This is a genomic window from Desulfovibrio sp. MES5, assembly GCF_002237645.1.
In the GTDB taxonomy this organism is placed as follows: Bacteria; Desulfobacterota; Desulfovibrionia; order Desulfovibrionales; family Desulfovibrionaceae; genus Desulfovibrio.
Map to the genome: position 1 here is coordinate 39,325 of NZ_MJUZ01000012.1, position 18,220 is coordinate 57,544.

15 protein-coding genes are annotated in these 18,220 nt (G+C 58.6%); 6 read left to right on the forward strand and 9 right to left on the reverse strand.

The features are described 5' to 3' along the window. Nucleotides 1-76: 76 nt before the first annotated feature. Nucleotides 77-1,294: a 6-phosphofructo-2-kinase/fructose-2,6-bisphosphatase gene (locus BCS36_RS04800; protein WP_291301773.1), complete on the reverse strand. Its 1,218-nt coding sequence runs from the start codon at nt 1,292-1,294 to the stop codon at nt 77-79. Between the two features lie 91 nt (nt 1,295-1,385). Here BCS36_RS04800 and BCS36_RS04805 point away from each other — a divergent pair, with 91 nt between their 5' ends. Next, nucleotides 1,386-2,078 carry an aspartate/glutamate racemase family protein gene (locus BCS36_RS04805; protein ID WP_291301774.1) on the forward strand — a complete coding sequence of 231 codons (693 nt, stop codon included), beginning with the start codon at nt 1,386-1,388 and terminating at the stop codon, nt 2,076-2,078. 206 nt (nt 2,079-2,284) lie between these two features. Here the strand turns inward: BCS36_RS04805 and tyrS are convergent, their stop codons facing one another. From tyrS to hisI, 8 genes are all read right to left on the reverse strand, one after another. After that, the gene (gene tyrS / locus BCS36_RS04810; protein WP_291301775.1) at nt 2,285-3,481 is read right to left on the reverse strand and encodes a tyrosine--tRNA ligase; all 1,197 of its coding nucleotides are present in this window, start codon (nt 3,479-3,481) and stop codon (nt 2,285-2,287) included. Nucleotides 3,482-3,950: 469 nt separating this feature from the next. Further along, a complete protein-coding gene (locus BCS36_RS04815) occupies nt 3,951-4,199 on the reverse strand; it encodes a hypothetical protein (RefSeq protein ID WP_291301776.1) in 249 nt (82 codons plus the stop codon). Nucleotides 4,200-4,657: 458 nt separating this feature from the next. Further along, nucleotides 4,658-5,530: a hypothetical protein gene (locus BCS36_RS04820; RefSeq protein WP_291301777.1), complete on the reverse strand. Its 873-nt coding sequence runs from the start codon at nt 5,528-5,530 to the stop codon at nt 4,658-4,660. A 985-nt stretch (nt 5,531-6,515) separates the two neighbouring features. After that, a complete protein-coding gene (locus BCS36_RS04825; RefSeq protein WP_291301778.1) occupies nt 6,516-7,247 on the reverse strand; it encodes a hypothetical protein in 732 nt (243 codons plus the stop codon). Nucleotides 7,248-7,249: 2 nt separating this feature from the next. After that, nucleotides 7,250-8,512, reverse strand: a complete 1,263-nt coding sequence (locus tag BCS36_RS04830; RefSeq protein ID WP_291301779.1) for a sulfite exporter TauE/SafE family protein — start codon at nt 8,510-8,512, stop codon at nt 7,250-7,252. Nucleotides 8,513-8,895: 383 nt separating this feature from the next. Beyond that, the gene (locus tag BCS36_RS04835) at nt 8,896-9,669 is read right to left on the reverse strand and encodes a YkgJ family cysteine cluster protein (protein WP_291301780.1); all 774 of its coding nucleotides are present in this window, start codon (nt 9,667-9,669) and stop codon (nt 8,896-8,898) included. Nucleotides 9,670-9,871: 202 nt separating this feature from the next. Continuing rightward, nucleotides 9,872-10,765 (reverse strand): ATP phosphoribosyltransferase, encoded by an 894-nt coding sequence (hisG, locus tag BCS36_RS04840; RefSeq protein ID WP_291301781.1) that lies wholly within the window; start codon nt 10,763-10,765, stop codon nt 9,872-9,874. A gap of 13 nt (nt 10,766-10,778) precedes the next feature. Then, a complete protein-coding gene (gene hisI, locus BCS36_RS04845) occupies nt 10,779-11,192 on the reverse strand; it encodes a phosphoribosyl-AMP cyclohydrolase (protein WP_291301782.1) in 414 nt (137 codons plus the stop codon). Between the two features lie 689 nt (nt 11,193-11,881). Here hisI and BCS36_RS04850 point away from each other — a divergent pair. The 5 genes from BCS36_RS04850 (at nt 11,882) to BCS36_RS04870 (ending at nt 18,219) form a co-directional block, all read left to right on the forward strand. Continuing rightward, on the forward strand, nt 11,882-13,618 hold the full coding sequence (locus tag BCS36_RS04850; RefSeq protein ID WP_291301783.1) for a DEAD/DEAH box helicase: 1,737 nt from the start codon (nt 11,882-11,884) through the stop codon (nt 13,616-13,618). A 14-nt stretch (nt 13,619-13,632) separates the two neighbouring features. Next, nucleotides 13,633-14,151: a hypothetical protein gene (locus tag BCS36_RS04855; RefSeq protein ID WP_291301784.1), complete on the forward strand. Its 519-nt coding sequence runs from the start codon at nt 13,633-13,635 to the stop codon at nt 14,149-14,151. A 69-nt stretch (nt 14,152-14,220) separates the two neighbouring features. Next, on the forward strand, nt 14,221-15,159 hold the full coding sequence (locus BCS36_RS04860) for a bifunctional riboflavin kinase/FAD synthetase (RefSeq protein WP_291301785.1): 939 nt from the start codon (nt 14,221-14,223) through the stop codon (nt 15,157-15,159). 48 nt (nt 15,160-15,207) lie between these two features. After that, nucleotides 15,208-16,032, forward strand: coding sequence for a histidinol-phosphatase (locus tag BCS36_RS04865; protein WP_291301786.1), 825 nt, complete (start codon nt 15,208-15,210; stop codon nt 16,030-16,032). A 1,299-nt stretch (nt 16,033-17,331) separates the two neighbouring features. Continuing rightward, complete coding sequence (locus BCS36_RS04870) at nt 17,332-18,219, forward strand: c-type cytochrome (RefSeq protein WP_291301787.1); 888 nt, start codon at nt 17,332-17,334, stop codon at nt 18,217-18,219. Nucleotide 18,220: the final 1 nt, after the last annotated feature.

The window sequence follows — 18,220 nt, forward strand, 5'->3', positions numbered from 1 at the left end:
GGAGCAACGCGGGGAGTAACCTTCGCGCTTACTGAAAAGTAAAACCTATTGCCAACAATGCAAGGGCGGGCAGGTTTTATCTGCTATCGTCCTGATAGGCAACCCTCTCGAAAACCTTGCGGCGCGGTGTAAGGCTGATGTGATAATATTGGTTCTGGGGTATATAGATGTAGGGGACGTCCTCACTGCGCTGGCGCAAAAAAAGCGACAGCAGCACCCGGTTGATGGCCTGATGCCCCACGATCACAAGAGGAGTGTCGCCAGCCAGAAACAGGGCCCGGCGCAGGCCGCGCTGCACGCGTTCGCCCAGCATGGCGTAACTTTCGCCATTGGGATAGGCATAGGAAAACTTGTTGGCATTGCGCCCGGCGGTAACCTGCGGCATTTTTTCGCGTATTTCGCTGTACAGCATGCCCTCGCAGTCGCCTGCCCATATCTCGTTAAATTCCTTGAAGGCCATGATATGGGCGCCGGGGCGTTCGACCAGCAGCGGCGCGGCCGTCTCGTGCGAGCGCAGCCGTGTGGAGGTGAAAACCCAGTCAATTTCCTTATGGCGCATATGCCGCGCCAGGGCCTCGGCCTGGGCGCGTCCTTTGGCCGTCAGGGGCGGATCGCCGCCGATGCGGCCGCGCACGTTGAATTCCGTTTGTCCGTGGCGCACAAGGTACAGGCAGTGCACCCAGGCGCTGACCACGATCTCGCGTATGGCCGGGTAAAAAGGCGAGCCCTCGCAGGGGCGCTCGGCAAGAATACGGTTGGCGGTGGAATCCACGCAAAGCCAGAATTTTTCATCCTCAAGAGGCTCGTAGATAGCCTCATAGTAGCCAATGCGCTTCATGAAGCTCTGCAGCGCCTCTTCTTCGCTGTAGGACGCATATTCCGGCAGGGTGGTCTTGCGCCGGATGCAGGCCGTGAGCAGAAGCTGGTCTTCGTTGACGCACTCGACAAACAGCACGGGATAGTCCGTAAGCGTGCTTTCAATCATGCGGCGGCGGGCGCGGCTCACATTGGTGGCGTCCAGAATGGCCACTTCGCCGCCCTCGGCCAGCCAGTCGCGGGCCATGTCCATGTTGCGGCGGCAGATCATTTCGCGGGCTTCGCGGCCTGCGGCATTGGTGGGATTATAAAAATCGGGGTTGGTGGATTCCGCCCCCATAAGGGCCCGGCGCAGGTCGCCATTATTGAAAAGCCTGGCCTGAATGCCCTCGGCCGTAAGGCCGTCGCGAATGCGTCTGGCCAAGGTGGACTTGCCGCGTGCGGGCAGCCCCACCATGGCTACATAAAGTTTTTGCATATGCCCTCCACTTGGCAGATTAGAGCAAAAGCCCGTATAACAAAAGAGGCCGCACAGGCGGCGCTGCGCACGTTAACGCTATGGAGCACACATGAAAACCATCGGCCTGATCGGCGGCATGAGTTGGGAAAGTACGGTTTCCTATTACCAGATAATCAACCGTGTTGTGAAACAACGGCTCGGCGGCCTGCATTCGGCAAAGTGCCTTCTGTACAGCGTGGATTTTGCTGAAATTGAAGCCTGCCAGGCTGCGGGGCGCTGGGACGATGCGGCGGCCATTCTGGTGGAGGCCGCCCGAAGCCTGGAGCGGGGCGGGGCTGATTTTCTGCTCATCTGCACCAACACCATGCACAAGGTGGCTCCGGAGGTGGCGGCGGGCGTGAGCATTCCCCTGCTGCACCTGGCGGAAGTCACGGCGGACGCGCTGCTGCGGCAAGGCATCGTCAAGGCGGCCCTGCTGGGCACACGCTATACGATGGAGGAAGATTTTTACAGCGGCGTGCTGCGGCGGCGGGGCATAGAGGTGCTCATTCCGGAGGCTGCGGACAGGGGCATGATCAATGACATTATTTTTCATGAACTGTGTATGGGGCGTATTGAAGACGCCTCACGACAAAAGTTTTTGTCTGTCATTGAGAGCCTGCGTGAGCGGGGCGCGCAGGGAGTTGTGCTCGGCTGCACGGAGATAGGCCTGCTCGTGCGCCAGCAGGAAGGGGGTTTTCCCTTGCTGGACACGACCGTGCTGCACGCCACCGCTGCGGCGGAGATGGCGCTGGCCCGCTGAAAACGTGTGAAAATCAAGGGGCGACTGTCGCCCGCAGACGCATTTTTTTAATCATATTGCCCCTGCGCAGATGTCTGCGCAGGGGCAATACTTTTTCAGCAAAAACTCTGTGCGATGCTAAAACATACCAGGAGTTTTGGGGGTGGGGGCGTGATTCTTTTGTAAAAGGGTCACGCCCCCACAAAGCATTTCAAATGAACAGTGCACTAGCTGACAATAAGTTTCAAGAAGCGCTTCTTGCCAAGCTTGACCACGTATTCGCCAGCGCTCAGGGGGCTCAGGGCGTCCTCGCAGCGCTGACCGTCAATGGCAAGCGCGCCTTCCTTCATGAGCCTTTTGGCTTCGCCACGGCTTTTGACCAGGCCCGCAGCCTCAAGAAAGGCGGGAGGGGTGCTGTCGTCGCCGCTCTGGCACTTGTGTTCGGGCATATCGTCCGGAACGCCGCCCCCGGCAAAAACGGCATTAAAGCCCTGCTGGGCCTCGTCGGCGTCCTTGGGGCTGTGGTAGCGGCTGACCATCTCGTGGGCCAGGGCTTCTTTGGCGGCCTTGGGGTGTACTTCGCCCTTGGCCACGTTTTCTTTCAGGCTGGCGATGTCTTCAAGGCTCTTGGCGGAAAGCAGTTCGTAGTAGCGCCACATGAGTTCGTCGGAAACGGCCATGACCTTGCCGAAAATTTCGGAGGGCGCTTCGTCGATGCCAATGTAGTTGCCGTAAGATTTGGACATCTTGCGCACGCCGTCCGTGCCTTCCAGCAGGGGCAGGGTAAGAATGCACTGGCTTTCGATGCCGTAATGGGCCTGAAGGGTGCGGCCCACGAGCAGGTTGAACTTCTGGTCGGTGCCGCCCATTTCCACATCGCTCTTGAGCGCCACGGAGTCGTAGCCCTGGCAGAGCGGGTAGAGAAATTCGTGGATGGATATGGGGCGCTGCTCGCGAAAGCGCTTTTCAAAGTCGTCGCGTTCCATCATGCGGGCCACGGTGTAGCTGGAGGCCAGTTTGATGAAGCCTGCGGCGTCCATTTTGCCAAGCCACGCCGAGTTGAAGGCCACTTCGGTCTTTTCGGGGTCAAGAATCTTGAAGACCTGCTTTTTGTAGGTCTCGGCATTGGCCATCACCTGTTCTTCGGTGAGGGGAGGGCGGGTTTCGGAGCGTCCTGACGGGTCGCCGATGCGGCCGGTGAAGTCGCCGATAAGAAAAATCACATGATGGCCCAGCTCCTGAAAATGACGCATCTTGTGCATGACCACCGTGTGGCCGAGGTGCAGGTCGGGCGCGGTGGGGTCAAAGCCCACCTTGATGCGCAGGGGCGCGCCGCGCGCGATTTTTTTGCGCAATTCGTTTTCGTCAATCAGTTCGGCCACGCCGCGCTTAATGATTGCCATCTGGCGGTCGATATCGGTCATCACCCTGTCCTCATGTGCTGGCTGCGGTATACAGTGCTGTTGGTAAAAAACGCGGCACAGAACTGGGTTCTGTGCCTGCGCAGACTGACAAGAATACCCCCAAGGCCGCTGGGGTGTCAAATTTTCACTGCATGTATGGGCAACTTCTGGCTGCAGCCAGAGAACTCGGGGCAGTTGGCGTTGAACGTGCTCTGGCGGTGGCGTTGGCTGGCAGGCATGCGAGCGGCGTTCCCGGTGAACGTGCAAGCCAGGGGATGAGCGCTGGTCAGCGCATGAGGGGTATGCCGAATCCTTGAAGGTGATTATGCATAACAATGCGCAACGTCAGAGCATTTTACCTTGAAAAAGGGTACATGCTCCAACGCGGCACGAGAGTGCAGCGAGACGCAGCGTGGCGTGGATTCTCCGCAAATCGCATTTTTCGGCAGAAGACACATTGAAATGCGGAGCATTTCAAAGGGGATCTGATCTAGATGCCGAGCAGGGCGTAAACGCGGCTCTGGCTCAATCCGCCATGAACCGAAAGCGCGGCCATATTGTCCTGCGAAATCATGCTCAGGGTGTCATCCATAACGGAATCCACCTCGTTGTCTTCCAGCAGTTTGGGCGTGCTCAGGTTGACCACATCCTGCACAGCGGCGGGGGTGGAACCGGAATCGTCCTTGTCGGAGCGCAGAAAAGTGATGGGGTGGAATGCATTGATGCCGGAAATTTCCATGGCGGTATCCTCTATGATATGGCCGCGTGCGCGGGTGTGGTCAAACTTTCCGCCCAGAGCGGATGCGGAAAATTATGCAAATTGGGTGCCATGAATAATGCATGTGTTTCTGACGGTTCGGGGCGCGCTCATGTTGGAAGCGCTGGCGCTGCGGGATAGGACGGGCAAGTTTTGGGCAGAGTTCACGCGCTGCGGGATCGGGCGTACGCCGTCGGGCTGCGCGTTTATGTGCCATTACGCGCCAGGCGGGCGTGGAACAAACGACCGGGCGGGGCACAAATTCGCGTTGCGCATCGTACGCGCCCTAGCGGGGTGGAGTAAACGTCGGGAAGGCAGGCACTTGATGCGCTCCCCTGTAGGTGGAGCGCAAAATGCTCATGCTCCGGGCGGGAAAGCAGCCGACCGTGCGGCCTTTGGGGCGTGGATGGTGGGGAAGGTTCGTAATTGACGCAGGCGGTTCAGGCGGTCAGCAATGCCTCATCTTCATCATCGGGGTAATCTTCAAGGCAGGTGCGCAGGCGGTCAGAGCCCGAGGCAAGGATGTCAGTCCACTGGAGAGCCTGACCAGGAGATTCCCAGTTGAGCTCTTCAGCGAATAAAAGGCGCAGGCCCGTGCCTTCTTCGCACACGTTGCGGGCGATGCCCATTTTTTTTGACAGAAAGATGTGGGGAGGCGACGAGGCCGGAGCCTTGCTGGGCACAATGAAGAAGAGATAGAAAATGTTGCCGGATCGGGAGAATTGGGCAATTTCTTCCGAGACGCAGGCGCACGCGCCGCCAGCGGAAATGTTTACCAGAGGCAGAGGATTGGGGTGGCTGGAGTTGTAGTAAAGGGTCAGCAAATCACGCAGTTCAGCTCTGGTGGCGGGCACTTCTTCCAGGGGCATAACCCCGGCAAGGCGGCTGCGCTCCTTGCTCCAGGGTACCCGTCTGTCACGGCGCATCTGGCGCGTGGAGCAGGTGTTGGCAAGCCGCAGAAAGAGGCTGCGCAGTTCGTTTTTTTCGTTGTAGCTGACTTCAAGCACCAGGCCTGGCCCCTGATGGCCAAGGCGAACTCTGCCGGAGGGCGTATTTTCGTCAAGGCAGAAGAAATACTCGCAGGTGTTTTCTTCAGATTTGCATTTCCCCTGTGTAATTTCCTTGTGCCGCACAACGAACTGCACTTCGCGGCCCTCAACCTTGCGAAACTTGCCGTGCAAAAGCATGTCCACAGGTTTGCCTTCGTGAAGAATGCAGCACCTGACGCGCACGTTCACCCTGTGCTGCATGGCATTGGTGAAGGCTTCCGTGATGTCGGAGTTCCAAAGGCTGAAAGAGTTGACGCTGGTCATTTCGTTCTCATTTTGCGGCTGCAGGCCCTGGTAGTTTCGCTGGGGGGAGAGACAGCCCGAAGCGTTTTTCGTAGGGGAACGTGGGGATTATCACGAAGCGCGCTGAGACGTTTATACAGGACTGGAAAACAGTTGTTTGCAAGATAGAAAAGCCAGCATTACTGGCTGATATTATGCCAAAAAAGTTAGCAAGTTAGTATGACAAGTTTATCAGTTAGTCAATGTAGACAATTGCCCGATTTGTGGGAATGCAGCAAGCCTTTTATATATAGTCAGTAATTATGCCCTGTTGACTGTATTTCAAAAATGCAGGCTTCACTGCGTCTGTTATGTTGTTCGTAATGCAAGGGCATGCTGTTTTGTAGTTCTACGTTCCGAATGATTGTTATACTCTTTATCCTGAACGTATTTTGGCGGTTGTGGAGGCAGAGGCCTGCCGTGAAGCGCAAGGCTGTTGGTCTTCTCTGGCTGCCGCCGTATCGGCTTGTATGCCTGCGCGCCCGTTATTTCCTGTGTCGCAGCGTGCAACGATTCTGCGCCGTCATGGGTGCCTCGCTGACGGCGCTACGGGGTAGAGCATCTTACCTTTGAAAATAGCTGCAAGCTCTGGCGTAGTACGAGAGCGCAGCGCCAGAACGTGACGTGATCCTGCCGAGAGCGCTTTTACGGCAGAATCATAAACTGGAATGCGAGGCATTTCAAAGGTAATAGGCTCTAATTGCACGGGGGGTGTCGCAACGGGTGCCGTAACCGTTAAGAATACGTGTTTTTAGCGAGGACTGCCTGGAGGGGCCGGTGTGTGCATCCTGCTGACTGTGAAGGTATATCCAGATTCGGGAGGCAACGCTTCAGGCTGAAGCATTCGCGCAATTGTTATTGCGCAATGCCGGAAGGTGCGCTCCGGCCCGGCTGCGTTTATGAGCCTTGGCAATAAAAAACGGGCTGCCCGCAAGGGCAGCCCGTCTGGCTTGTGGAACTGGAGCGTTTAGCTTTCCTGCTTTACCTTGGACTTGGTCATGGCCAGGCCCATACCTTCAAAAAGTTCAAAGATGGCAAAGCCGTACCACAGGGTATAGAGCACGTAGAAGATGAGCATGGCGCTCATGAGAATGAGGTGCTCGGAAACCTTGGCGGGCGGCACGCTGAAGAAGTTGTTGCCCGGTTCAATGGCGCGGCGCAGTACGCTGTCCACCACCTGGGCTTCCTCAATCTTGTACTGCTTCTGCAATTCCTTGATGCTGGGCGAAAGCACATACCACCACGCAGCTGCGACCTTGAGGGCGGGCTGGCCGTCGTACTTCTGCGAAACGGCATTGGCGTCGTTATTGTACAGGTTGTCGGCGTCGTCCGTGGCTGAGGCCAGAATCACGCCGAGGTTGCCGGAAAAGCTGACCTTGCCGTCTTCAACGCGCACGTCAGTGGCTCCGGACTTTTCAAGCACCATGCCAGCCAGGGCGGCGAGGTCAGCCTTCTTGAGCTTGACCGTAAGCTGAACGGATTTGCCGTCCACAGACTTGATGGTATTGCGCACGCCAGGGATGAAGTAGGAAGATCCCTTGGACAGTTCGTTGAACACGTTGTCCGCGTATTGCAGCCCGGTCATATGATTACCAAGCTCATCCTTCATGAGGGGCATGAGCATGACAGCAAACAGAATCAGAAACGAGATCAGCAGCAGGCAGCCACGGATAAAGGGCGCTTTAGCATGTATGAGCATAATCAGGCCTCCCCTCTGAGCTTGCCGATGTTAAAGAAGAACTTGCTGAATACCCAGATGCCGAAAAATGCCACAACGACCCAGAAAATGACGTTGCCAACATTTTCGATAACACCCACAACACTGGGCGACCAGTGCAGCACTTCCATTTCCACCAGCTTTTTGGGCAGGGTGGCGGCGCGGTTGATGAAACCGGCAATGATTGAAATGGCATAGAAGCCACGGATATGGATGCCCTTGACCACCTTGGTGGTCAGAGCGCCAACCTGAATGCCGAGCAGCGAGCCAAGCAGCATGCCGATGGCCAGGGTGTAGAACACGTAGCCGTAAATGGCGTACTGGCCGATGGCGGCAAAACCGGCGGTAAAGATGATCTGCAGAATGTCGGTGCCCACTGTGGTCATAGAGGACACGCCGAAAATGTACACGAACATGGGGAAGGTGACGAAGCCGCCGCCCACGCCCATGATGGCGGCCAGCAGGCCCACAAAGACGCCGCCCGCGGCGACGATCCAACCGGAGATGCGGCGGCCGCCGGGCACGAGGTCTTCATCAAAAGAGATCATAGGGGGCATGCGCAGGCCCTGAAGCTTCACGGCAAGGCCGGTCATGCCGGAACTGCCGCCGTGCGCATCCTGGCTTGCGGCAGCGCCGCCGCGTGAGCTCTTCAAAAAGTCAAACAGGGCGTAAAAGCCGAGAAAGCCCAGCAGAACCGCATAAATACTGCTGATGAACAGTTCGGACAGCAGGGGGTCGGCGTTGTACAGGCCTTTATTGATGGCCCCGCCGATGAATGTTCCGATAATGGACCCGGCCAGAAATGCTACGGCCAGTTTGCCCGACACGTTGCCAAGCTTTTTGTGCACCGTGGTGCCCATGATGGCCTTGGCGAAGATGTGGAACAGGTCAGTGCCCACCGCCAGGATGCCTTTGACGCCCACGGCCATAAGCGCCGGGGTAATGATGAAGCCGCCGCCAGCGCCGATACACCCGGTGATAAGACCGGCGGCAAGGCCCACCGCTATGGACGCCAGAAAAATGTTGGTGGTGTAAAAGGCGGGCGCGTAGGCGGTTTTGCCGCCCAGCATTTCGTGGTACTCATAAGCTTCCGCCAGGCAACCCGCAAGAATCGGAACTGCCAGCGCCAGAAGCAGCAGCAGTTTTTTGCGGTTTTTGAGAATGGAGGTAGACACCTCCAGATCCCATTTTGCGTAAGCTTGTGAGCCGCTCAGCAGAAACTCGTACACTTGTCTGCCAAAACTCATATTCTCCTCCAATACGATTGTGGCCGGCCAACGGCCGTAGGTCATGGCCCCAACAATGACGTGTACAGGCACTTGTAGCTGCGCGGCGCGCCCCGGTGCAGCCAAAATGTTGGTAACTGGCGGTTTTTCCATGGTAAAAAGAAAAATGCCAATCTTTTCCCATACACGGAATTACCGTGACACATTCTTTTATTTTTGTAAAAGAAATTTATCACGAGCGACAGTTTTTTGTGTCTTGCGTGGAGAAAATGCCACCATTGCAAGGCACTTTTGAAGTAATCAATCCAAGTAGTTGGCACCAAAGAACAAATAAACGCACCTTCCTGCTTGGTTTCGTGTTATTTTGCGTGTCTTTTCGTGTTATTGTGAAAAAAAACGCACGTCTATTTTTTTGCAAGACCCTGGCTTTGCCCGAATATGATCAGTTCAAGCCAGTCCAGAGCGAAGTTCAGGGCGGCCACGTCTCCGTCCATGCTGTCTTCCATAATGGCTGTTTTGCGCGCCTCATCAATGGCCACATGACTGAATATTTTCATGGCGCTGATAAGCTCGCGAAATTTATCTATCTGAAAAAGGCAGAGCACGGCCGTGGTGGCCATGCGCGCCTCAAGGGGCTTGCCGGTAGCGCGCACCATAGCCATCAGGCGCATGTAGCGGTCATTGGCCTCATTGAAAGGGTGCAGCTCTTCATTTTTCATCCACTGCTGCGGGGTGCGGCTGGTGCCCTTGTCAAACCCGTGGCAATGGGGCTCGCGCACGATAAAAAAGCGCTCGGCCACGCCATCGGGGGCCATTTTTGTGCCGCGCCCGATGGGGTAGTAGCGACAGGCCCCGGGTCTGTCTTCGTATACGGAGCAGCCCGCAGGCGTCACAAAGGGGCAGGGTTCGCCGGGGCCGTCCAGCATGCGCAGCATGGGCAGGGGAAAGCCCGTGTCGGGGAAGGACCGCATGGTGGCAAAGGTGCTGAGAAAGGCGTCGCTGGCCATGCCCAGGTGGCGGCGCAGGCGCGAAATATCATAAGGAGTGAGCGGCAGGGTGAGCTCCGCACAGCAGCGATTGAAGCAGGGCACTTCGGGATTGCAGTCAAAGCAGAAGGTTTCGTCAGGGCCAAGCTCGGGCAGCTTGTCAATAAAATCGCGGCTTGCGTCGTTGCTCATGGGGGCTCCTTGTGAGGACGGGGGATTGCGGGCGGCACGGTTGCCGCAGATGCGCCATAGATGTGCCATAGATGTGCCACGGATGTGCCGCAGGAGTGCTGCAGGCGGGCAGCAGATGCGCCATGGGGGCGCGTTGCGAAGCTGGCGGCAAAAAAGCGGAAGGGCGGCCCGCGTCGTTTGGCGGGCCGCCCTTCATATACTGCTAGATGACCTTGTTCAGGGCGTACTCGATAATGCCTTCGGCTCCAGCCTCGCGTAGGCGGGGGATTAGGTCGCGCACAACGTCGATCTGCACCACGGATTCAACCGAGAGCCACTTTTCGTCCCGCAGGGGGGACACCGTGGGGGAATTGAGCGACGGCAGCATTTCAAGGATGCTCGAAAGATTGTCCGCCGGGGCGTTCATCTTGAGGGCCACCAGATTCTCAGCCCGCAAAGCGCCCTGAAGCAGCAGATCAAGCTGCTCGATTTTGGCGCGCTTGCGCGGGTCGGCCCAGGCATCCCTGTTGGCGATGAGCACCGGGTAGGAGACCATGACCTCGTCAATAATGCGCAGGCCGTGGGCGCGGATGGTCGTGCCGGTTTCGGTCACTTCCACAATGCCGTCGGCAAGCCCTTCCACTACCTTGGCCTCGGTGGCGCCCCAGGAATAGAACACGTCCACATTAACGCCGGCTTTTTCAAAATAGCGGCGCGTCATGCCTTCAAGTTCGGTGGCAATGCGCTTGCCGGCGAGGTCGGCGGCGCAGTGGTAGGGGGCGTCGCCCGCCACGGCCAGCACCCAGCGGCAGGGCCTGTTGGAAGTCTTGGAGTACACAAGGTCGGAAACGCGCACGACCTTGTCGTCGTGATTGCGCTCGGCAAGCCAGTCAAGCCCGGTGATGCCCACGTCCAGCACGCCCGCCTCGATATATTCCCCGATTTCCTGCACGCGGCACAAGGATGCCGTAATCTCGGGATCATTGATGTCGGGAAAATAGTTGCGCGTATGCTTGCGGATTTTCCAGCCCGCGCGTTCAAAAAGATTGATAGTGGCTTCTTCCAGCGAACCCTTGGGCACGCCCAGTTTGATGATGGGCTTCATATCCGCGCTCATGTTACAGTCCTTATTATACGCCGTAGACTTTTTCAGGGTCAAAAACCATTGGGGCGCACAAGGTTACTGCGCCGTCCTTCCATTCCCGGTAAAAACAGGTGCGCCGACCCGTATGGCAGGCCGCGCCGCCGATCTGTTCCACCAGCAGAACTACCGTGTCGCTGTCACAATCCAGCCGCAACGCGCAGACCTTCTGCACATGGCCGGAAGTGCCGCCTTTATGCCAGAGTTCCTTGCGGCTGCGGCTCCAGTAATGGGCCTCGCCGGTTTCAAGGGTTTTACGCCAGGCTTCTTCATTCATATAGGCCAGCATCAGCACCTCGCCTGTGGCGTGGTCCTGCGCGATGGCGGGCAGAAGGCCCTTGCTGAAGTCGGGCGCAAAATCCGCGCCGGGAACGGCTGTGGGCGTTTGTTCCGGGGCTGTCATACACACTCCTTGAAAAAGGCGGCGGCCATGAGCCAGGGGCTGTGCGTGCGCACGGCGCTCGTGGTCGGCAAAGGGAATAAATCTAACCAGAAGCGCCATGAGACGCAAGCAAAGCCTGTATGGCGGCATGGGGCGCAGGGGGCCGCATCCATTACAGGGCGCGTAGAAAACATTTTTTGCGGAAAAAGTGTTGCGTCACTGCATAGGGCTCTTATCTGTATCGTGTGGGCAGCGCGCACGTTGCAGTTTGCGCCTGGAACCATTTAACGGCGCAATTGCCCGGCCATTGCGGGGGCAGTATCTCGCCGCCGGGCGTAAGCGCGTTTTGTCTGCACTGTTGTACGCCCTGGCGGCGTTGCAAGATCGTTGCGGATATGCATTCGCAACGGTATTCTGTTCCGGTGGCAGTGGCATATGCGCCGGATGATCGCCAGCCGCGTCATGCGCAGGGCTTGTTATGCGCAGAGCCTGCCATGTTCAGGCCTTGTTGTGAACCGCGCCGGCTGGATGGACAGGTCAGATGCGGGGCCATATGCGGGGCCATATGCGGGGCTATGTGCCCATACATGCCCCATTCACGGCTCATTTACGGCCCTGATCCCAGGCAACTTGCGCAATTTAGCGTGCTATGGCATGTTCGTCCGTTAGCGAAATCATATTTATTGGCGGAATGCCGCCGGGAAAAATATATGCCAGAACATCAATTGCCCACTGACCCCGACACAGCCTCCGCAGCGGCGAAAGACGCGCCGTCGGACGCCGCGGGCGCGCCGCTTGAGGGCATAGCTGTCAGCGAACCCGAAGACGCGCTGCCGCGAGTAACCCTGGCCGACCTGCCCCAGGTCATGCATGAAGCCTGCGCCCGCGCTGGCTGGCAGGGGCTTATGCCCGTCCAGTCCCTGGCGCTCCCCTATCTGCTGGAAGGGCGCGACATCATGGTGCAGTCGCGTACCGGCAGCGGCAAGACAGGCTGCTACCTTTTGCCCATGCTGCCCCGGCTGTCCCCTGACCTCAAGGCCCCGCAGGCCCTTGTGCTGGCTCCCACGCGGGAACTGGCCGTGCAGGTCGAGCGCGAGGCCGCCGTATTGTTCGCGGGCACGGGCATTGTCACCGTCGCCGTTTACGGCGGCGTGGGCTACAAAAAGCAGATGGACGCCCTGCGTGACGGAGCCCAACTTATCGTGGGCACTCCCGGTCGTGTGCTGGACCATTTGCTGCGCCGCACCCTTGACCTCAAGGATTTGCGCGAACTGGTTTTCGACGAGGCCGACCGCATGCTCTCCATCGGGTTTTACCCGGACATGAAGGAGATACAGCGCTATCTGCCCCGGCGGGCCATCCATACCTGCCTGTTTTCGGCCACGTATCCGCCGCACGTGCTCAAGCTGTCCGGCGAGTTCATGTCCGAGCCAGCCATGCTTTCCCTTTCGCAAAAAGAAGTGCACGTGGCCGAAGTGCAGCACCTCTTCTGCGAAGTGAAGCCTATGGATAAAGACCGCGCGCTTGTGCGGCTGCTGGAGACGGAAAACCCCGCTTCTGCCATAATTTTTTGCAATACCAAGTCCAACGTCCACTATGTGACGGGGGTCTTGCAGGGCTTCGGCTACAGCGCCGACGAGCTTTCCGCCGACCTTTCCCAGTCCCGGCGCGAAGCCGTGCTGGAAAAGATCCGGCAGGGCAAGCTCCAGTATCTGGTGGCTACGGACGTTGCCGCGCGCGGCATTGATATTCCCGAACTGTCGCACGTGTTCCTGTACGAGCCGCCCGAAGATCACGAAAGCTACATCCACCGCGCGGGCCGCACGGGCCGCGCCGGAGCTGCAGGCACGGTGATTTCCCTGGTGGACGTCATGCAGCGCATGGAACTTGACCGCATCGCCAAGCACTACAAGATCGGCCTCATCCCTCTGTCATTGCCCACGGATGAGGACGTGGCCCGCGTGGCGGGCACTCGCCTGACGGCCATTCTTGAAGGGCGTTTTCGCAATCTCACGGGCCTTGAGCGTATGCGTGTGGCCCGCTATGCCCAGCTGGCGCGCGACCTCGCGGCCGAAGGGGGCGATGACGAGGACAGCGCCCTGCTGCTGGCCATGCTGCTGGATTCAGCCCATCAGGAAAGCCTGCGTGAAAACCGCTTTCCCGACCAGTCTTCATCCAACCCCGCAGGCCAGAACGCCGGTTCGCGTAATGGTTCCGGCCGTGGCGGCTCTGGGGGCCGTGGCGGCAGAAACTCCAGAGGCGGCAAGGGCGGAACCAACGGCAATAGCGACCGCAACGACCGCAGTGAAACCGCCAGCGGCGAAAACGCGGAGGCCCGTTCGGGCAGGCGCCGCCGTTCTTCACGCCGCCGTGACGGCGAACAGGGCAGGGATGCCGGGGACACTGCGCCCCGGAATGTGCAAGGCAAAACGGACAGCGCTGAATAAGCCGACGGAGTTCTATGCGTCATATGGACGGCACACCGGGACCAGCCTCTAAAACCACATCCCCGGAAACGGCGTCACCCGCTGTTCTTTCCGACACCATGCGGCAGGCTTTGGACAACTTCATGGCCTTGTATGAAGACGCGGATTTTACTGTGGAACTGGCCTATCTGGGCGTGGGGCGCATGCAGTTTTTGCGTCGCCGCCAGATGCTGCTTGAGCTGCGCGGGCTGTACATGGCCCTCTGGCGGCTGGCATTGGCCAAGTCTTTTCCACAGGACGCGGACTTCATGTTTGACGCGTTTTTGCGGGAATTCGCCGCAAAGAACAGGGACAGGGCCAGCGCCCGCGTGCTGACGCGGGGACGCGAGTACTGGGGCATGCTGGAGCCTATGGGCGACGGCGACTTCAGTGATGTGGCGCGCCACCTGACCTCCTTTTTTTCCAGAACGGAAATGGGGGCCAAGAGCGTCAATCTCAAGCTCGTGCTGCACATCCGCAAACTTTACAAACATATATTTGACAGGCTTATATAAGGCCGTTACGCATGGGCCCGGCAGTCCGGGTCTTTTGCCGCGCGGATCCTTGCCTTGGAACCGGCAGACATGAATATCGCACATTCCATTGAAGAGCTTACTTTTCTTGAGGCCAGCGGCCTCACCATCGGCAACTTTGACGGCGTACACCTTGGGCACCAGGCGCTCATACGGCATACGCTGGATGTGTGCGCCGGTGAAAAGCTGACGCCCGTGGTCATGACGTTCTGGCCGCACCCGCGTCAGGTGGTCATGCCCCAGCGCGGGCACATGCCCCTGACCACGCGCGAGGAACGCTTTGCCCTGCTGGAAGCTCTTGGCGTGGAGCATGTGCTGGAACTTCCCTTTACCCCCGAACTGGCCGCCCACGATGCCGAGAGCTTTGTGCGGGCCTTTCTTGCGCCGCTGAAGCTGCGCCATCTGGTTGTCGGCTATGACTTTTCCCTGGGTCGCAACCGGGGCGGGCATGTGGAAACGCTGCGCCGTCTGGGCGAGGACCAGGGCTTTTGCGTGGAGCAATTGCCGCCTGTGGTTGTGGACGGCACGGTGGTGAGTTCAACAACGCTGCGCGCGCTTATCGGCGAGGGCAATGTGCGTGAGGCCGCCCGCCTGCTGGGCCGCTTTCACGGATTCAGCGGCGTTGTCGTGCACGGCGACGGGCGCGGAGCCGGTCTGGGCTTTCCCACGGCCAATCTGGACCGCCCGCAGGTGGTCATTCCCACCGAGGGCGTCTACGCCACCCTTGCCACGCCAGCCGAGGCTGATGGCCGCACCTGGCCTGCAGTGACCTGCATAGGGCGCAAACCCACCTTCGGCGACAATGAGCTCACCGTGGAAACCTTTTTGCTTGAGGGCGGACGGGATTTTTACGGTGAGGCCATGCGTCTGGATTTTGTGGATCATTTGCGCGGAGAAAAGCGTTTTGACTCCGTGGAGGCCCTCAAGGCACAGATAGCGGACGACGTTGACCTCGCGCGGCGCATCCTGGCTGCCTTTATCCGCCTGTAGGATTTTACGCGGGTGGCTTTTGAGGCAACTTGGGGGTATGCTTGAGGCATGATACTCGCTGACCTGCATAATCACACGCTTGCCGCTCACGGGCGCGACACTGTGGCCGCCATGTATGAGGCCGCCATGGGCAGCCACCTGGAGTGGTACGGCCTCTCTGAACATTCGCCCCTGCCGCCCGGCTACGCCTGCCCGCTGTACACCGGCGACCTCACTGTGACCTTTCCCGCCTACGTGGATGCGGTGCTGGCCCTCAAGGAAAGCGCGCCTTCCGACGGGCCGCGCGTACTGCTCGGCATGGAGCTGGACTGGCTGCCCGTCAATTTGCCCTGGATGCGGGAAATTCTGGGGCGTTACCCCTTTGATTACGTTATCGGCGGCCTGCATTACGTGAATGATGCGGCTGTGGGTTCGCCGCGCAGCTGGGGAGAGGGGCTTGCCCTGCCGCAGCGCTTTGCGCGCTATGATGCCTATTATGAAGAAATGGCCCGCCTGGCCGCCAGCGGCCTGGTGGATGTGGTCGCCCACCCGGATTTTATCAAGGTCTGCTGCTATGACGATTTTCAGGCATGGCTGAAACAGCCCGGCAGCCTTGACCGCATAGCTGGCGCGCTCACCGCCATGCGCGATTCCGACACGGCCATGGAAGTTTCCTCCGCCGGACTGCGCAAACCCTTTCATGAGCCGTACCCCGGCCCCGCCATAATGGAAATCGCCGCTGACCTCGGCCTGACCATCAGTTTCGGCTCCGACGCCCACGCCGTCAGTGAGACCGTGTCCCACTTCGAAGAACTGGCCCGTTACGCCCGTAGCTACGGCTTCAAAAGCAACCGTATCAGCGTGGGGCGCGAGAAAATACTGCTCGAGTTTTAGGGTAGTCTCTTATTTAGAAACAGCCCCCGGTAGAGTCGTTTTTGCAGTGCCTTGCGGGGGCGTCGCGGCATGTTCTTCATGAAAGATAAAGCAGGGCCTGTCCTGTGAGAGGTGGCTTCTGTGCCCTGCGGGCACGGGGCTTTTCTTTTTCTGTTGCTTGGGCCGCCTGCGCGGCGTGCGGCAAGGCGGGGCCGGTTATGGGGCTGCGCCCCCTTCTCGGCCCCCTTGCATCCCCCCCGAAGCACCCCCCTGTTCTACCCTGACCAACAACTCCCTTCTTTCGGGGGCGGCTATGCACGAACCTCGCCGACGTGTCGGCTTCGGTTCTTTATGACGCCGCCCCCGGCGACAATCCGCTCCTTGCCTGAGAACCTGCATAGGCTTCACAGTATTGCTATACGGCAAATCTTTTTAGAATGAATCACACAACAGATGCGGCCACTTTTGGCCGTTACGAAGCGATCAGTTATAAAACCCAAATCCTCCACAATGCCTCAAGCCAGCCAGGCACCCTCGGCCTTGCATCCAACGTGAAGGTGCACGCTGGCATTGCGCGGCGCGAAGCTGACGCTGTTTGCGCTTCAATGGTGGGCATTTGCTCTTGCATTCATCTGAGATGAACGAAGACCAGCACCCTGACACCGTATTTTTGCAGGCTGCTGTCAACTTTCTTCCCACTACTCGTAGCGGTGTATGTTGGTGGCATTGCGCGGCGCGGAGGGAGATCGCCGAGCGCAGCGAGGAAGCTCCCGCAGCGACAGCCGCGCAGCCCTCGTGGAATGGCGGAAACGGGAAAGCCCCAGCGGGGTTGTCCGGGGGGAGTGCAGAGGGGGCCTCGGAGGGGCGGCAGCCCCTAACAGGCCCCCATCTGCCGCCCGCCGCGCAGGCGGCCCAAACTGGAATAAATAAAAGTTCCCCGTGCCCGCAGGGCGCAACAACCACCTCTCAAAGGACAGGCCCGGTTTCCCTTTTTCTGAAAGACCATCTGCGTAAATCTCCATCAGTCCCCATCCCCCACACAGCCCAACCACCCGGCTTTTTCCCTCCCATAAAAAATACAACAATATCCCCAAGTTCACTCAATACCAATTCCCCCAATAAAAACGCAATTTGCAGCTATACGAAAAGAAAGCATTTTTTCGATATGCGGTTGACAAGGTTCTGTATTTTTGAAATTCATACAATGAATAGTAATCCTTCTCTGTGCCTGAGAAACAAGGATGCTATACTTACCAAACCACACAGGATTGCGTCCATGCACACCGGGGCAGCCCGGGCCGTGCCCCAGCAGGAGTTACAATGAAAAACCGCGGCGTATATACAGGGCTCGTTCTGGCGGGCCTGTTGCTTGTCTTTGGCGTATGGGTGCTGTCGTTTTTTGACACGACGCTTTCGATCAAAAGGGTGGCCATGGACTCGGAAGTCGCGGCCAAACGGGTGGCCTTGCCATCGGGGCAGGCGCTGTTCAATCCGCCCCGGCCCGAGGACGCGCCTGAAAGCATCCGCGCAGAGGTCATGCTGGGCTACAAGATCATGACTGAAACCAGCAAATACGCCTGGCAGTATGTGGGCAATGGCAAGGAAAGCAAGCTCTCCTGTTCCAGCTGCCACTTTGAAGGCGGCCGGTCTATGGAGAGCATCTCCCTGGTGGGGGTTGGAGCCACGTACCCACGCTTCCGCGACCGCAACGATTATACTGTGGACCTCGGCATTCGCATTCAGGGCTGCTTTGACCGCAGCATGAACGGAACGCCGCCGCCGCTGGACGGGCAGATCATCCAGTCCCTGCTGGTTTATCTGCAGTGGATTTCGAAGGACATTCCCATCTATGCCAAACTGCCCTGGACCCTGCCCGAAAGTCTGGGCAATCCCCACAAGCCTGACACGGCCAATGGCGCAAAGGTGTATAAAGACGTATGCGCCCGCTGCCACGGCATAAACGGCGAAGGCACGGACATTGCGCCGCCCTTGTGGGGCGACGAGTCCTACAACGACGGGGCGGGCATGCACCGCGTGCGTACACTGTCCACCTTTGCCTGGCGCTTCATGCCCAAGAACGCGCCCTCACTCACACAGGAAGAGGCCCTGGACGTGGCGGGCTACATTCATGAAAAGCCCAGGCCCAAGTTCGTGCCCACCCATCCCGACAAGATTGAGCGGCTTATCCCCCTGACGGAAGGGAAGTAGC

Coding starts and splice junctions, on each gene's coding strand:
- tyrS (WP_291301775.1), bottom strand. CDS start 3,481: ATGACCGATATCGACCGCCAGATGGCAATCATTAAGCGCGGCGTGGCC.
- BCS36_RS04850 (WP_291301783.1), top strand. CDS start 11,882: ATGCCAGAACATCAATTGCCCACTGACCCCGACACAGCCTCCGCAGCG.
- BCS36_RS04865 (WP_291301786.1), top strand. CDS start 15,208: ATGATACTCGCTGACCTGCATAATCACACGCTTGCCGCTCACGGGCGC.
- BCS36_RS04800 (WP_291301773.1), bottom strand. CDS start 1,294: ATGCAAAAACTTTATGTAGCCATGGTGGGGCTGCCCGCACGCGGCAAG.
- BCS36_RS04805 (WP_291301774.1), top strand. CDS start 1,386: ATGAAAACCATCGGCCTGATCGGCGGCATGAGTTGGGAAAGTACGGTT.
- BCS36_RS04835 (WP_291301780.1), bottom strand. CDS start 9,669: ATGAGCAACGACGCAAGCCGCGATTTTATTGACAAGCTGCCCGAGCTT.
- hisG (WP_291301781.1), bottom strand. CDS start 10,765: ATGAGCGCGGATATGAAGCCCATCATCAAACTGGGCGTGCCCAAGGGT.
- BCS36_RS04820 (WP_291301777.1), bottom strand. CDS start 5,530: ATGACCAGCGTCAACTCTTTCAGCCTTTGGAACTCCGACATCACGGAA.
- BCS36_RS04860 (WP_291301785.1), top strand. CDS start 14,221: ATGAATATCGCACATTCCATTGAAGAGCTTACTTTTCTTGAGGCCAGC.
- BCS36_RS04870 (WP_291301787.1), top strand. CDS start 17,332: ATGAAAAACCGCGGCGTATATACAGGGCTCGTTCTGGCGGGCCTGTTG.
- BCS36_RS04825 (WP_291301778.1), bottom strand. CDS start 7,247: ATGCTCATACATGCTAAAGCGCCCTTTATCCGTGGCTGCCTGCTGCTG.
- BCS36_RS04830 (WP_291301779.1), bottom strand. CDS start 8,512: ATGAGTTTTGGCAGACAAGTGTACGAGTTTCTGCTGAGCGGCTCACAA.
- hisI (WP_291301782.1), bottom strand. CDS start 11,192: ATGACAGCCCCGGAACAAACGCCCACAGCCGTTCCCGGCGCGGATTTT.
- BCS36_RS04855 (WP_291301784.1), top strand. CDS start 13,633: ATGCGTCATATGGACGGCACACCGGGACCAGCCTCTAAAACCACATCC.
- BCS36_RS04815 (WP_291301776.1), bottom strand. CDS start 4,199: ATGGAAATTTCCGGCATCAATGCATTCCACCCCATCACTTTTCTGCGC.